Raw genomic sequence first — 12546 nt, 5'->3', positions numbered from 1 at the left:
GCGCGGCCCTTCGGCCGGGATGACACGGTTTGGGAGTTGCGTGGGGCGCCGCCCCGCCAGCCCGCCCCGGCGCCTACCAGTTTGCTATTCCAATTCCAGTCCGGTTCGGGCATGGCTTGAGGTGCAACACCACCATAGAGGGGCGCCATGGCCGACCGCCGCCTGTTCGAGGAAATCGCCGACAAGATCGCGGACATGGTCCGCGCGGGCGAGTTCCCGCCAGGTTCGCGCCTGCCCGGCGAGCGCGAGATGTCCGAGCGGCTGGGCGTCAGCCGCGTCACCGTGCGCGAGGCCGAGATCGCCCTGCAGGCCCGCGGAACGCTGCGCATCCGCGCCGGCTCGGGGGTCTATGTCTGCGGTCCGGCCGGGTCCGACAGCGCTGGCGCGGCCCTCGAGGGCGCCCTGCCGACGGTCAGCGCCTTCGAGCTGACCGAGGCCCGCTCGCTGTTCGAGAGCGAGGCCGCCGCCCTGGCCGCCCCGATCATCTCCGACGCCGACCTGGCCAAGCTCGACGACCTCTTGGCCCAGATGGTCGCGGCCGGCGAGGACGACGCCCGCTCCACGGCCGTCGACCGCGAGTTCCACATGACCATCGCGGCGGCCTCGGGCAACCGGGTGATCATCCACACCATCAAGACCCTCTGGAAGTTCCGCATGGAGGATCCGGAGGTCCGCCGCACCCACCAGTCGATCTGCCACCACGACGGCGACGCCCGCCAGGCCGAGCACGTGGCCGTGGTCGAGGCCCTGCGCCGCCGCGACCCCAAGGCCGCCCGCCAGGCCATGCGCCTGCACTTCTCGCGCCTGCTGGAATCCATGCTCGACGCCACCGAGCAGCAGGAGCGGCTGGAGCTGGAACGCAAGGCCGCCGAGAGCCGCCAGCGGTTCCTGATGACCGCGCGGATGGGGTAGGGCGGCTCTAACCTCGTCATCCCGGCCGGAGGGCCGCGTAGCGGACCGCAGAGCCGGGACCCAGGGGCCGCCGCACGATGTCGGCGACTGCACGAGGTGGTCAAACCAACCGCGACGCCCAGTCCCTCTGGGTCCCGGATAAGCCCTGCGGGCTTTCCGGGATGACGCGTCAGGTTTTCGGAACCCCGCCGCCCCGACCGCTTTTCCTTCCGACGGGGGGAAGCGCCGCCACCAGTCGGTCGGCCGCCCCGCCTTGCGAGGACCCGGCCCGATGCTGTCATCCCTGCTGACCAGCGCTCTGGCGCTCGCCCTGCTGGCCGGCCCCGCCCCCGGCTGGGACGGGGTCTACAGCTACACCCAGGACGGCGGGCGCACGGCCGGCGGCTCGCCCATCCTGGTGACCTGGCGCCTGACCCTGAAGGGCGAGGCCTGCGAGTTCCACGGCGAGGGCTTCCAGACCCTGGAGACCTTCCAGTGCACCGCCCACGCCACGCCGCAGGGGCTGGAGGTGCGGTTCCTGCGCTATCCGCCGCCCGCGACCGGCAACCGCTTCGGAGTCGAGGTCTACAAGCCCGGCGCGCCGCTCTTCACGCTGTCGCGGCTGCAGGGCCGGGTGCTGACCCGCTGGACCGGCTTCGTGCCCGACGAGGGCGTCGCCCGCTCGCCCGCCCCCTATCTGAAGAAGGTGAAGTGATGCGCGGATCCAGGGTCCTGGTCGGGGTGCTGGTGGTCGCCGGCCTCGCGGGCGCGGCGATCTTCGCCTATGACGCCGCCCGGCCGCGCATCGACCCGGCCAAGGCCGCCGACGCCGCCCGCAACGGCGTCGACCTCGCCCAGGCCGCCCCGGCCTCGGCCCAGCCGGCGCAAGGCCCCGACGGCCGCGCGCGGCTGTTCGGACCGGCCCGCGTCATCGACGGCGACACCCTGGAGATCCAGGGGCTGCGGGCCAGGCTCTGGACCATCGACGCCCCGGATCTGGACCAGACCTGTCTCGACAAGGACGGCGCCTCCTTCGCCTGCGGCCAGGCCGCCCGCGAGCACCTTGAAAAGCTGATCGACGGCCGCAAGGTCGCCTGCCGCCCTGAAGGCCCGCCCTCGGACGGCGACGCCTGGCAGGGCCTGTGCTTCGTCGCCGACGCCCCCTGCCAGGACGCCGGCGGGCCCTGCGAGTCCGACCTCAACTCCCTGAACATCGCCATGGTGCGTCAGGGCTGGGCCGTCGACCTGGAAGGCCAGTATTCCGAACCCGAGTCCGACGCCGAAGCCGACAAGACCGGCCTCTGGGCCGGCCGCTTCGACGAACCAGCCGCCTGGCGAGCGCGGGGCGGGGCTTAGCCGTAGCAGGCGAAACCCGCCCAATACTTGGCGGCGGCGAAGCTGCGTCGATCACCGCCGCGGGCCAGGTTGCCCCGCAGGGTCTCTTCCGCCGGGGTCTGGGGCGGGCCGAGCCCCGACAGCCACAGCGCCTTGTCTTCGTCGGCGCTGTCGCGCATCCAGAGCTGGGCGCTTCTGACCGCCTCGCGCGGCGCGGCGCCCTGGCTCAGCTGCTCGAACAGCCGCCGCGAGAACAGCGATGCGGCGGCGTCCTGGATGTTCCACAGGGTTCCGACGGCGAACTGGGCGCCGGATACCAGGAAAGCCACGGCCAGGCTTGCGAACTCGTCGGCGAGACCGGCGGCGTGCAGCCCCGACTGGCAGGCCGACAGGCTGACCAGGGACACCGTGGCGCAATCGGCGCCCAGAACGTCGCTGACCGAGATCACGCCGTCTTCGACCAGCAGGCGCGAGCGCATCGGCTCGACGGGGTCGATCACGCCGTGACAGCTGAAATGCGCCACATCCGCCCGGGGCAGGGCCGCCATGGCCGCTTCCGGCGTGGCGTCGCGGCCCTTCAGATCGGTTCCGGACGGCAGCCAGGCCCTCAATTGCGCGGTCTCGGCGGCGGCATGGCGCAGGGCGGGGCTGCCCTGGACCTCGGCGGCCTCGACGACGAGCAGGGTCTCCAGGCGAGGTTCGCGGGCCTTCCAGAGACGCCTGGTCGGCAGGATCGACAGCCGGGTCTCATCGATCAGCACCCCGGAGCCGACCGGCGCCGCCGCCCAAGGCAGCAGGCCCAACTCGCCCACCGGGACGACCAGCAGTCGCTCGGGAACCCTGTTGCCGAAGGCCGCTTGCAGCAGCGAGGCCGCGGTGGTCAGGGCCGTGTCGCCGGCCGTGTTGGATGCGTCGGGGCGCTCTGGCGCCAGGTCCGGCAGGCGCTCGGCGGTCGCGCCGTCGGCGGTGATCGCGATCGCATAGGCGCCGTAGCGGGTCGCCGCCGGATAGAACAGGGCGTCGAACGACGACCAGATGGCCGGATCGTCAGGCAGAGAGCCTTGCTCTTCCGTCATCAGCAGCGCGGCCTGGGTGGCGTCGATCAGCCGGGCGGCCTCCTCGGGGCGGTCGAGGTGGACGAGCGCCAGGCCGGCGAGGGCCGCGACGCTCTGTTCGCGCCGCAGCACCATGGCGCGCTCGCGCGGGGTGCGGGCCGCCGCCAGGCGCGATCCACGCTGTCGAGCCAGCATGTCGAAGGCCTCGACGACCGCGTTCCAGTCGCGGCCCACGTTCTGGTGCATGAGGTTGGACGCCGCGAGCCAGCCGCCTTCGCCGTCGGGATGGCGCGAGGCCACCGTCCGCAGCACGTCCATCCAGGCTTCACGATCCGTCGGCTGGTCCGCGGTCTTCAGATAGAAGACCGCCAGGTTAACGGCGGCCACGGCCGGAAGCCGGGCCACCTCGCTTGGACTGGAAGGCAGCATTCGGGCGAACGCCCGGGCGCTTTCCCGGGCGAGGTCGCTTTTCGTGGCCTCGTGCTGCTCGATCTGCGTGCCCAGCGCCGTGCTCGCCAGTTCGGTATGGGGAAGCGAGCCGCGCACGAGGCGAGACAGGGCCGCCTGCTGCAGTTCGACGGCCCGCGCCGCATCGACCGGGTCGTAGCCGACGCCGTTCTTCAGGGCCCGTTCCTGATAGATGTTGGCTGTCGTGACCTCGCTGCTCCAGCGCTTGACGTCATCGACGGGGCATAGAGACAGGCCCTGTTCGGCCGCCTGCGCGGCGCGGTCGATGTCGGTCATGTCCCCACCGGCCCTGAACCGGTTGTAGAGGGCCTGGGCGAGCGTCAGGAGGGGCTGGCTTCCGAGGATCTCGGCCTGCCTCAAGGCCATGTCCGCGGCGTCCACGGCGCGATCCAGATGGCTGACGGGACCGCCGCGCTGATATGCGGCCAGGTTCCAGTTCGCCTCCGTCCATTTCAGAAAGGCCGTCGACTCGGGGGCGTTGGTGCTGGCCAGGCCCTCGACCAGGGCCAGGCGGGCTTCCTCGAACTGCGGATCGGTGGCGGGCCTGGAATCGGTTCCCATCAGCGCGATCGCCAGACTGTTGAGCATCTGGGGCCGGAACGCGTCGAGGCGGGCCGCCTCGCGCAGCAGGGCGACGGCCGCCTCGAAGTCGTTGCCGTCGTTCTTGTAGGTGTATCGTTCCAGCAGCAGCAGCGCCCTTTGTTGCTGGACGCCGCTCCGCATGACCTCGGCGTCTGGTCCGGTCGGGCAGAGCGCCAGCGCGTCGGCCGAAAGCGAGATCGCCTTGTGCAGGCTGGGTCGATGCGAGGCCGCCTGCCACTGCTTGTGGTGCGCCTCGGCCATGGACGCGATCAACTGGACGGCTTCGTGGTTTCCCAGGTTCAGGCGGCGGAGCCGGTCGAGCAGGTGCTGGGCCTTGTCGATCTTCGAGTAGTCGCCGACGCTCGGCGCCAGACGGGCGTAGAGGAGCAGCACGCTGGCCTGCAGCGCCCTGTCGTGGGCCGTGGACGCGGCGAGCGCGGCGTGCAGGTAGTCGAGCGCCTTTCTGCTGTCGGCCGCGGAAGGCTGCACATCCATTGCCAGTCGCTGGGCGGCCATCATGAACACGCCGGCGGCGTCGCGATGCTTGGCCCCCATCACCTTGATCGCCTGGTCGGTGATCGCGATCGCCTGCGCCCGCCCGTCGTCGCCCAGGTAGTCGAGGGCGGAGGCGAGATTGACCATGGCCTCGGCGCGACGGCGCGGGTCGGTCTCCGCGTCGACGATCCTGCGCCAGAGGGCGCGGCCTGCCCATGCCGGCGGCCAGGGCGCGCAGCATGTCTTCGGCGCGCTTGCGCCGCTCGGCGGCGTCCTCGAAGAAATCGATCATGGTCGGGACGGCCTCACTTCTTCAGGTTGTGAGGCTGTAGATCGCAATCATTCATTACCGCCAAGCTAAGCGGATCGGCGGCGTCTGTTCGATGGTCGCCAAACAGAAAAAAGGCGCGCCATGCCCTCGCCCGGCGCGCCTTCCGTCAAGCTTTCGCCCCGCCTCAGAAGCCGAAGCGGACGCCGACCAGGGCGCCGGCGCTCGACAGGTCGAACTTGGACTTGCGGTCGCCGACCGGGGTGGTGGTCTCCACGCGGATCGGGCCGACGCGCTGGTAGCGGGCCTCGGCGAACAGGGCGATGCGCGGCGAGACCTCGACGCTGGCGCCGGCGATCGCCTGCAGGGTCAGGGCCGAGCCGGTGTCGTCGAGCACGCCGTCGTCGATCTTCACCGAGGCCGCGCCGATGCCCGCGCCCACATAGGGCTTCACCGGGCCGGCGACCGGGAAGTCGTAATAGGCGTTGAAGTCGAGGCTGAGGGTCTGGGCCTTGTCGGCGTCGAAGGTCTGCGACAGGGCGCCGGCGCGGACGGTGGTCTCGATGTCCTGGCTGCGGTAGCCGACGGCCAGTTCGGCGCGCAGGTTCTTGTCGAGCGAGACGCCCCAGGCCGCGGCGAACTGGGCGCTGGCGTCGAGGTCGGCCTCGACGCGGCCGCCGGCCACGCCGTAGTCATAGTCGGTCTTGCCGATGTAGCCGCCGGCCAGCGAGATGTACTGGCCCTTGGCCGGGGCGGACGCCGGCTTGGCGTCCTGGGCCGACGCGGCGCCGGCGAAGGCGAGGGCCGCGACGGCGGCGCTGATGAACAAACGCATGAAGAGAAATCCCCCAAGAGGCACACGTCCGGGTTGGACGGAGGCCTGCGATTAGGGGTTCTGGTGACAGGTGTAAATCGTCGCCTGCCTCAAGCTTGACCGTTTGTCGCCGACTATTGCAACCGCGCAACATTCGGTTGCGTGGCGGATAGTTCGTCAACCGAGGCGGGGACGGTTTGGGGGAGCGGAAACTGGCGCTGCGCCTGTCCGCCCTGATCCGATCTTCCCCGCGCAGGCGGGGACCCGAGCCGAGACAGCGGCTGGGCCATGCCCGCGTTCTGATCTGAGAACCAGCTTGGATCCCCGCCTGCGCGGGGATGCTCGGGGGAGGGGAAGGCTCTCCCTAGGGTCTGTACTCAATTGGACGAGGGTAATTAGTTATCCGGCTCAATAGCTTATGGTGATTGTCATCCCGGCCGCAGCGCAGCGGAGCGCCGGGATCTCCCACAGTTTTCGAACCTGCCAACGTGGGAGATCCCGGCTCTACGGATCGCTGACGCGCTCCTCCGGCCGGGAAGACAAGTTTCTTTGCGCGCCAATTGAGTCCAGACCCTAGCCCGCCAGCGCCTCGCGCTTTTCCTCCAGCATCAGCCAGTCCTCCTCGGCCTGGGCGAGATCGGCGCGGGCCTTGTCGAGGGCCTTCATGATCTTGTCGAAGCCGGCCGGGTCGCGGGCGTAGAGGTTGGGATCGTCCAGCTTCTTCTCCAGGTCGCCGAGGATCTTGGGCGAGCCCGCGATCAGGGCCTCGCACTCCTCCAGGCGGCGCTGGTCCTTGTAGGACAGCTTGGTGGCCTTCTTGGGCGCGGCCGGTGCGGCGGGCGCGGCCTTGGGGGCCGGGGCGCCGGTGGCGAAGTCGCCCGTGGCCCCGCGCGCGCCCTTGAAGAAGTCCGGGGCCTGGTCGATCAGGTCGGTCCAGCCGCCGGGGGTTTCCAGCACGTCGCCATGGCCGTTCATGGCGATGGTCGAGGTGGCCAGGCGGTCGATGAAGTCGCGGTCGTGGCTGACCAGAATGAGGGTTCCCTCGAAATCGGCCAGCAGCTCTTCCAGCAGGTCGAGCGTGTCCATGTCGAGGTCGTTGGTCGGTTCGTCGAGCACCATCAGGTTCATCGGCGAGGCCAGCGCCCGGGCCAGCAGCAGGCGGTTGCGCTCGCCGCCCGACAGGCTGGTGACCGGCTGGCGCAGCTGGGCCTCGGTGAACAGGAACTCCTTGGCGTAGCCGGCCACGTGCTTGGAGACGCCGCGCACCAGGATGGAGTCGCCGCCCGACGGGGTCAGGAAGTCCCAGACGGTGATCTTTTCCGACAGCGCCAGGCGGTTCTGGTCGACATAGGCGATCTCGAGATTGGTCCCCAGCTGGACGGTCCCGGCGTCGGCCTCGATCTCGCCCAGCAGCAGGCGCACCAGCGTGGTCTTGCCCGCGCCGTTGGGGCCCACCAGGGCCACGCGGTCGCCGCGCAGGATGCGGGTGTTGAAGTTCTCGACGATGGTGCGGTCGCCGAATTTCTTGGTCAGGCCCTTGGCCTCGACCACGCGCTTGCCCGAGGTTCCCGAGCTTTCGACGGCCATCGACATCGCGCCGCGCTTCTCGGACTGGATGTCCTTCTTCTGGGCGCGCAGGTCCATCAGGGCGCGGCGGCGGCCCTCGTTGCGGGCCCGGCGGCCCTGGACGCCGCGCGCCAGCCAGGCGTTCTCGACTTCCAGCTTCTTGTTGAGGCGGCGCTCTTCCTCGGCGTCGGCGGCCAGCACCTGCTCGCTCCAGGCCTCGAACTCGGCGAAGCCCTTGTCGAGGCGGCGCACCTTGCGGTGCTCCAGCCAGAAGGTGCGCTGGGTGACGCGGTTGAGGAAGGCGCGGTCGTGGCTGACGATCAGCGCCGCGCACTTGGAGTTGGCCAGCTCTTCTTCCAGCGTCTGGATGGCGAAGATGTCGAGGTGGTTGGTCGGCTCGTCCAGCAGCAGCACGTCGGGCTGCTCGGCGAAGGCGCGGGCAAGAGCGGCGCGGCGACGCTCGCCGCCCGACAGGCCCTTGGTGCTCTGGTCGTAGTTCAGGCCGAAGTCGGCCAGGGTGGCGTGGGCCTCGTAATCCTGGGCGCCGCCGGCGGTGCAGTAGTCGAGCAGGGTCTCGCCGGTGATCTCCGGCTCCTGGCTGACGAACACCACCTTGGCGCCCGGCTGGACGGCGCGCTCGCCGCTGTCGGGCTCGGCGCCCTGGGCGGCCAGCACCTTGAGCAGGGTCGACTTGCCCGCGCCGTTGCGACCGACCAGGCAGGCGCGCACGCGCGGCTCCAGGGCCAGGTCCACGCCGTCGAACAGCGGCTTGGCGCCGTCGGCGAGACGGACGTCCTTGAGGGCGAGCACGGGGGCGCGGGCGGGGGCGGCCATGAAGCGGTCTTTACGTCTGACAGGTCGGTGGAGGCGAGGAGATGGGGCCTATAGCAGGGCGCGGGGAGGGGGAAGGCGGAAAGTTTGTGGGGCGGGCGCTTGCGGGGAACCTCCCCCCGTGGGGGAGGCGATCGCGCAGCGATCGGTGGGGGGATTCGGTGATGACCTTCAGGCGCCTGGGAAGTTGAAAACGGCCCCCCACCGGCCTTCGGCCGCCTCCCCCAGAGGGGGAGGTTCCTTGGCTGAGGGGGCTCGCCCCGATTGCCGCCGTTGCTTGCAGTCTCTACCATGGCGCGCATGAGCGAAGCGACCAAACCCTCCCCGCGCAAGCGCCTGCTGGGCGCGGTGGAAATCGTCGTGGGCCTGGTCTTTCTGTGGATGGCGCTCGGCGACCGGATCCAGCGGTTTGCGGCCAGCGGCGGCCGCGAGGAGGCGGGCTATCTGGGCGGCCTGCTGGGCCTGTTCCTGGCGGGGCTGCTGGTGATGGTCCTGCTGGGGCTGATCGGGCGCCTCAAGGGCCGCGCCGCCGCCTACGGCTACCTGGCCGTGTTCTCTGGCGTGTGGCTGGCCTTCGTGGCCTGGGCGCTGTGGTCGGCCGAAGCCTTCGGCGCGTGGCTGACCGGCGCGGGTCTGGCCTTTGGCCCGATCCTGATCGTCTGGGGCGTGGTCTTCGGCTACCTGCGCAAGGCGCCGCGCCAATAGATCCTCCCCCTTCAGGGGGAGGATCTTCGGCTTACGCCGCCCGCTTCAGCGCCTCTGCAACCGCCGGGACCGGCCGCCGCAGCACCCGCTCGCGCAGGCGCAGGAAGGGGCGCTCGACCAGCCACCACAGCAGCAGGGCGGCGGCGAAGTCGGCGGCGAGATAGAGGCCAAGACCGGTCCAGCCGTGCAGCACCCCGTCGCCCAGCCGCTCGCGCAGCATGTGCTGCACCGGCTTGTGGACGAGGTAGAGGCTGTAGGCCAGCGTGGCGACGAAGGCGGCCGGGGCCAGGGGCAGGCGCCGTAGGGCCGGCTCGATGTCGAGCAGGGCGCACAGCAGCAGCGCGCCGGCCAGGCAGGCCAGCGGATAGACGACGACCGCGCCGAAGAGGTCCAGGCTCACCCCGTCGGCGTGGCGAAGGCACAGGACGACCGTCGCGGCGGCGGCGGCAAGGCCCAGCGGTCCGGTCAGCCAGGGCGGGGCCAGACGGGCGACGGCGGCAGGGCGGAAGACCCGCGCGGCGGCCAGCAGCACGCCCATGGCCAGGCCGTCCAGCCGCGTCCAGGTGGGGTAGTAGACCAGCCGCAGGAAGTCGGCCGGCCGCGTGGCCGGGTCGGCGGCGGGGCCGTGCCAGACCCCCCAGCGCAGGGCCATGCCGCCCAGGATCACCGCCGCGCCGAGCAGCAGGGCGGGCCAGGCCCCGCGCGCCCGCGCCAGGACGAGCACCAGCGGGGGGAGCAGCCAGTAGAAATGCTCCTCCACGCACAGCGACCAGGCTGAGGTGAAGGCCCCGGTGAGCCGGTAGTCGAGGCCGAAGTTCATCGTGAAGGTCAGGAACCGCCACAGGGGCTGGATGGCCTTGCCGTCCGAGAAGCCGGGCAGGGTGAAATAGAGCGCCAGCACCACCAGGAAGGCCGGCAGGATGCGAAAGGCGCGGCTGGCCCAGAAGCGCTTGAAGTCGACGCCGTCGCCAGCGGCGATCCCCTTCAAGAGCTGGGCGCCGATCAGGTAGCCGCTGAGCACGAAGAAGATGTCGACCCCCAGCCAGCCGAACGGCCGGAGGCTCGCCAGGGGCTCGGGCCGGGCGGGGCCGGGCATGTGCCAAGCCATGACCAGCAGGATGGCGGCGGCGCGCAGCAGGTCGGGGCCGTAGGCGCGGCCGTGGGCCTGACGCGAGGGTCCGAAGAGGGCGGCGATGGCCCCGGAGACGGCGGTCATGGTTGTCCTGAAGGGCGTCGGGAAGCGAGGCGGCGGCCGGGGCCGATGGTGGCCGATCAACCTTGAGTCGTCACGGGGCGGGGGTTGAAATTATTGGAAATTCGGCGGGCGGCCTTGAGGAACCTCCCCCTGTGGGGGAGGCGATCGCGTAGCGATCGGAGGGGGGAGTTGGCGGGTGATCGGCCGGCGCTCGGGAAGCTGAAAACGGCCCCCCACCGGCCTTCGGCCGCCTCCCCCAGAGGGGGAGGTTCCTCTCGGTGAGGGTCTTACGCCGCCGCCAGCTTCCACACCGAAAAGTCCTTGAAGCGCAGCCGGCTCCAGGTGGTGCGCAGGCCAAACCAGCCGGCGGTGTAGGCGTCGGGATCGCGCATCTCGAACAGCTTGCGGCCGTCGGCCCAGTATTGGATCAGGTCGCCGTAGGCCACGAGCTGGACGTGGACCCAACGGTTGGGCTGCAGCAGGGCGCGGGCGTCCTTGAGGTCGTGCTGGGGCAGCATCGGCCGGTCGCCGGGGCGGCCGACATAGCGGCGCAGGCGGGTGCTGGAATTGTAGTTGCCGCCCTGGCCCACATAGTAGGTCTTCAGGAGGTCGTAGCCGGCGAAGGCGCCGGTGCGGGGGCTGGCGAAAAGGTCGCCCGGGCTGCGGACGTCGGTCGCCATCCAGAAGGCGTTGAGGTCGCTGATCCGGTCGTTGCGGCCGCCTTCGTAGACGGCCAGGGCCTGGTACTCGATCAGCACCGGGCCTTCGAGCCGGGGCTTGAACCAGGCGGTGATCCCGGCCGGGGCGTCCAGCTCCAGCACGCCGTTGGCGGCCGTGACCTTGCTCGGCTGCTCGGCCTCGATCGTCCAGTCGGCGAGGCCTTGGGTGAAATCGTCCGTATAGAGACGATCAGCCTTGCGCCACGACTCCGAAGCTTGCGCGCGGGCGGCGGAGGCCAGCGGTAGGGCGAGGGCGGACAGGGCGAGGGATCGGCGGGTGAGCATGGGGCAGGGGTAGCAGGGCTCGAGACTGGCGCGAAGCCCCTCTCCCCCTGCGGGAGAGGGTGGCCTCGCGGAGCGAGGTCGGGTGAGGGGTCTCTCCGACGGTAAAGCTGCGGGGCGGTGACGGGGCCGGGCGGAGGCGTCTGGTGTCTGAGAGACCCCTCATCCGTCGGCCTTCGGCCGCCACCTTCTCCCGCAAGGGGAGAAGGTTCCTCAAGCAAACGCCCATCCGTCTTCGGGTTCGGGGGGCTTTGCCGGCTTGCGGCGGACGGCGGGGCTGCGCCGGGCCCGGGCGGCGGGGCGGAAGGCGGCGCGGGCCAGGCGAGAGGCGCTGGCGCGCAGGCCTTTCCAGGCCGGGACCAGCCGGGCCGCGACCGTGACGGCCAGTCCGACCTCGACCCAGGCGGCCAGGTCGAGGGCCAGCACCCAGGCCATTTCCGGCAGGATCGCCTGGCCGGCGAAGGGCGCGATGGCCAGCAGCAGCATCAGGGCCAGGACGTCGCGGGTCTTCATCGTCGAAAGGCGCTGGGCCGGGATCTCGACCAGCCAGCGGCGGACCGGGCCGTCATGGCGGGCGGCGGCGAACAGGCCGATCAGCAGGGCGGTCAGGAGCATGCGCGATGGTTCCCCTCAAGGTGCAGCTTGAGGTGGTGGTCCGCTCGGAAAGGTCAAGCCATGAGGAACCTCCCCCTGTGGGGGAGGCGATCGCGCAGCGATCGGTGGGGGGATTTGGTGATGACTTTCAGGCGTCTGGGAAGCTGAAAACGGCCCCCCACCGGCCTTCGGCCGCCTCCCCCAGAGGGGGAGGTCCCTTTCGAAGCCCTCAGTCCTCGTCCGGCTCGTAGGGCCAGTCGCCCTTGTCGACCATCAGGTCGGTGGCGACGAAGTCCATGGCGTCTTCCGGATCGTCCAGGCTGCTTTCGCTGATGGTCTGGTCGCGCACCGAGACGCCGGCCTTGTGGGGGCTTTCGGGGTCGCCGGTGATCAGCGGGTGCCACTGGGGCAGGGTCTTGCCCTCGTGCAGGCGGCGATAGGCGCAGGAGGGGGGCATCCACTCCAGGTCCTCGATGTTGTGCGGCGTCAGCTTGATGCAGTCGGGCACGGTCTTGCGGCGATTGGGATAGTCGCTGCAGCGGCAAAGATGGGCGTCGAGCAGCTGGCAATGCACCCGCGTGGGGATCACCTCGCCGGTATCTTCGTCTTCGAAGCGAACCAGGCAGCAAAGGCCGCAGCCGTCGCATAGACTCTCCCACTCGGGGACGGTCATCTGGTGAAGGGATTTCGTCTCCCAGAAAGGTTTGCGCGCCATCATCGGGGCGTCCTAAACCCAAACGCCCATA

Annotated in this window: 11 protein-coding genes; 4 read left to right on the top strand and 7 right to left on the bottom strand. The window is 70.5% G+C overall.

Annotation, left to right across the window (positions count from 1 at the left end):
* Positions 1 to 147: 147 nt before the first annotated feature.
* The 3 genes from G5B46_RS07555 (at position 148) to G5B46_RS07545 (ending at position 2247) form a co-directional block, all read left to right on the top strand.
* Positions 148 to 912 (top strand): FadR/GntR family transcriptional regulator, encoded by a 765-nt coding sequence (locus G5B46_RS07555; RefSeq protein ID WP_165257394.1) that lies wholly within the window; start codon positions 148 to 150, stop codon positions 910 to 912.
* A gap of 271 nt (positions 913 to 1183) precedes the next feature.
* Positions 1184 to 1606: a DUF5991 domain-containing protein gene (locus G5B46_RS07550; protein ID WP_165257393.1), complete on the top strand. Its 423-nt coding sequence runs from the start codon at positions 1184 to 1186 to the stop codon at positions 1604 to 1606.
* Positions 1606 to 2247, top strand: a complete 642-nt coding sequence (locus G5B46_RS07545; protein WP_165257391.1) for a thermonuclease family protein — start codon at positions 1606 to 1608, stop codon at positions 2245 to 2247. Before G5B46_RS07550 ends, G5B46_RS07545 begins: the two co-directional genes overlap by 1 nt.
* Here G5B46_RS07545 and G5B46_RS07540 read toward each other — a convergent pair.
* The 3 genes from G5B46_RS07540 to G5B46_RS07530 form a co-directional block, all read right to left on the bottom strand.
* On the bottom strand, positions 2244 to 4973 hold the full coding sequence (locus G5B46_RS07540; protein WP_165257389.1) for a CHAT domain-containing protein: 2730 nt from the start codon (positions 4971 to 4973) through the stop codon (positions 2244 to 2246). The two genes, G5B46_RS07545 and G5B46_RS07540, sit on opposite strands and share 4 nt — an antisense overlap.
* Before the next feature lie 308 nt (positions 4974 to 5281).
* Positions 5282 to 5929 carry an outer membrane beta-barrel protein gene (locus tag G5B46_RS07535; RefSeq protein ID WP_165257387.1) on the bottom strand — a complete coding sequence of 216 codons (648 nt, stop codon included), beginning with the start codon at positions 5927 to 5929 and terminating at the stop codon, positions 5282 to 5284.
* Between the two features lie 552 nt (positions 5930 to 6481).
* Positions 6482 to 8308, bottom strand: coding sequence for an ABC-F family ATP-binding cassette domain-containing protein (locus G5B46_RS07530; RefSeq protein ID WP_165257385.1), 1827 nt, complete (start codon positions 8306 to 8308; stop codon positions 6482 to 6484).
* Between the two features lie 297 nt (positions 8309 to 8605).
* On the opposite strand from G5B46_RS07530, the gene G5B46_RS07525 reads away from it, so the two are divergent.
* The gene (locus G5B46_RS07525) at positions 8606 to 9010 is read left to right on the top strand and encodes a hypothetical protein (protein ID WP_165257383.1); all 405 of its coding nucleotides are present in this window, start codon (positions 8606 to 8608) and stop codon (positions 9008 to 9010) included.
* Between the two features lie 31 nt (positions 9011 to 9041).
* Here the strand turns inward: G5B46_RS07525 and G5B46_RS07520 are convergent, their stop codons facing one another.
* The 4 genes from G5B46_RS07520 to G5B46_RS07505 form a co-directional block, all read right to left on the bottom strand.
* Positions 9042 to 10226, bottom strand: coding sequence for an acyltransferase (locus G5B46_RS07520; protein ID WP_165257382.1), 1185 nt, complete (start codon positions 10224 to 10226; stop codon positions 9042 to 9044).
* A 266-nt stretch (positions 10227 to 10492) separates the two neighbouring features.
* Complete coding sequence (locus G5B46_RS07515) at positions 10493 to 11209, bottom strand: DUF6250 domain-containing protein (RefSeq protein WP_165257380.1); 717 nt, start codon at positions 11207 to 11209, stop codon at positions 10493 to 10495.
* A gap of 210 nt (positions 11210 to 11419) precedes the next feature.
* A complete protein-coding gene (locus G5B46_RS07510; RefSeq protein ID WP_165257378.1) occupies positions 11420 to 11821 on the bottom strand; it encodes a hypothetical protein in 402 nt (133 codons plus the stop codon).
* 208 nt (positions 11822 to 12029) lie between these two features.
* Positions 12030 to 12518: a YcgN family cysteine cluster protein gene (locus tag G5B46_RS07505; protein ID WP_165257376.1), complete on the bottom strand. Its 489-nt coding sequence runs from the start codon at positions 12516 to 12518 to the stop codon at positions 12030 to 12032.
* Between the last annotated feature and the right edge of the window lie 28 nt (positions 12519 to 12546).

This window comes from Caulobacter sp. 602-2, from assembly GCF_011043625.1.
GTDB lineage: Bacteria > Pseudomonadota > Alphaproteobacteria > Caulobacterales > Caulobacteraceae > Caulobacter.
This window is presented reverse-complemented; position numbering and strand designations above follow the sequence as displayed.

Excerpts from the sequence above, each read along its gene's own strand:
- G5B46_RS07555 (WP_165257394.1), top strand. The coding sequence starts at position 148 with ATGGCCGACCGCCGCCTGTTCGAGGAAATCGCCGACAAGATCGCGGAC.
- G5B46_RS07550 (WP_165257393.1), top strand. The coding sequence starts at position 1,184 with ATGCTGTCATCCCTGCTGACCAGCGCTCTGGCGCTCGCCCTGCTGGCC.
- G5B46_RS07545 (WP_165257391.1), top strand. The coding sequence starts at position 1,606 with ATGCGCGGATCCAGGGTCCTGGTCGGGGTGCTGGTGGTCGCCGGCCTC.
- G5B46_RS07540 (WP_165257389.1), bottom strand. The coding sequence starts at position 4,973 with ATGGTCAATCTCGCCTCCGCCCTCGACTACCTGGGCGACGACGGGCGG.
- G5B46_RS07535 (WP_165257387.1), bottom strand. The coding sequence starts at position 5,929 with ATGCGTTTGTTCATCAGCGCCGCCGTCGCGGCCCTCGCCTTCGCCGGC.
- G5B46_RS07530 (WP_165257385.1), bottom strand. The coding sequence starts at position 8,308 with ATGGCCGCCCCCGCCCGCGCCCCCGTGCTCGCCCTCAAGGACGTCCGT.
- G5B46_RS07525 (WP_165257383.1), top strand. The coding sequence starts at position 8,606 with ATGAGCGAAGCGACCAAACCCTCCCCGCGCAAGCGCCTGCTGGGCGCG.
- G5B46_RS07520 (WP_165257382.1), bottom strand. The coding sequence starts at position 10,226 with ATGACCGCCGTCTCCGGGGCCATCGCCGCCCTCTTCGGACCCTCGCGT.
- G5B46_RS07515 (WP_165257380.1), bottom strand. The coding sequence starts at position 11,209 with ATGCTCACCCGCCGATCCCTCGCCCTGTCCGCCCTCGCCCTACCGCTG.
- G5B46_RS07510 (WP_165257378.1), bottom strand. The coding sequence starts at position 11,821 with ATGCTCCTGACCGCCCTGCTGATCGGCCTGTTCGCCGCCGCCCGCCAT.
- G5B46_RS07505 (WP_165257376.1), bottom strand. The coding sequence starts at position 12,518 with ATGATGGCGCGCAAACCTTTCTGGGAGACGAAATCCCTTCACCAGATG.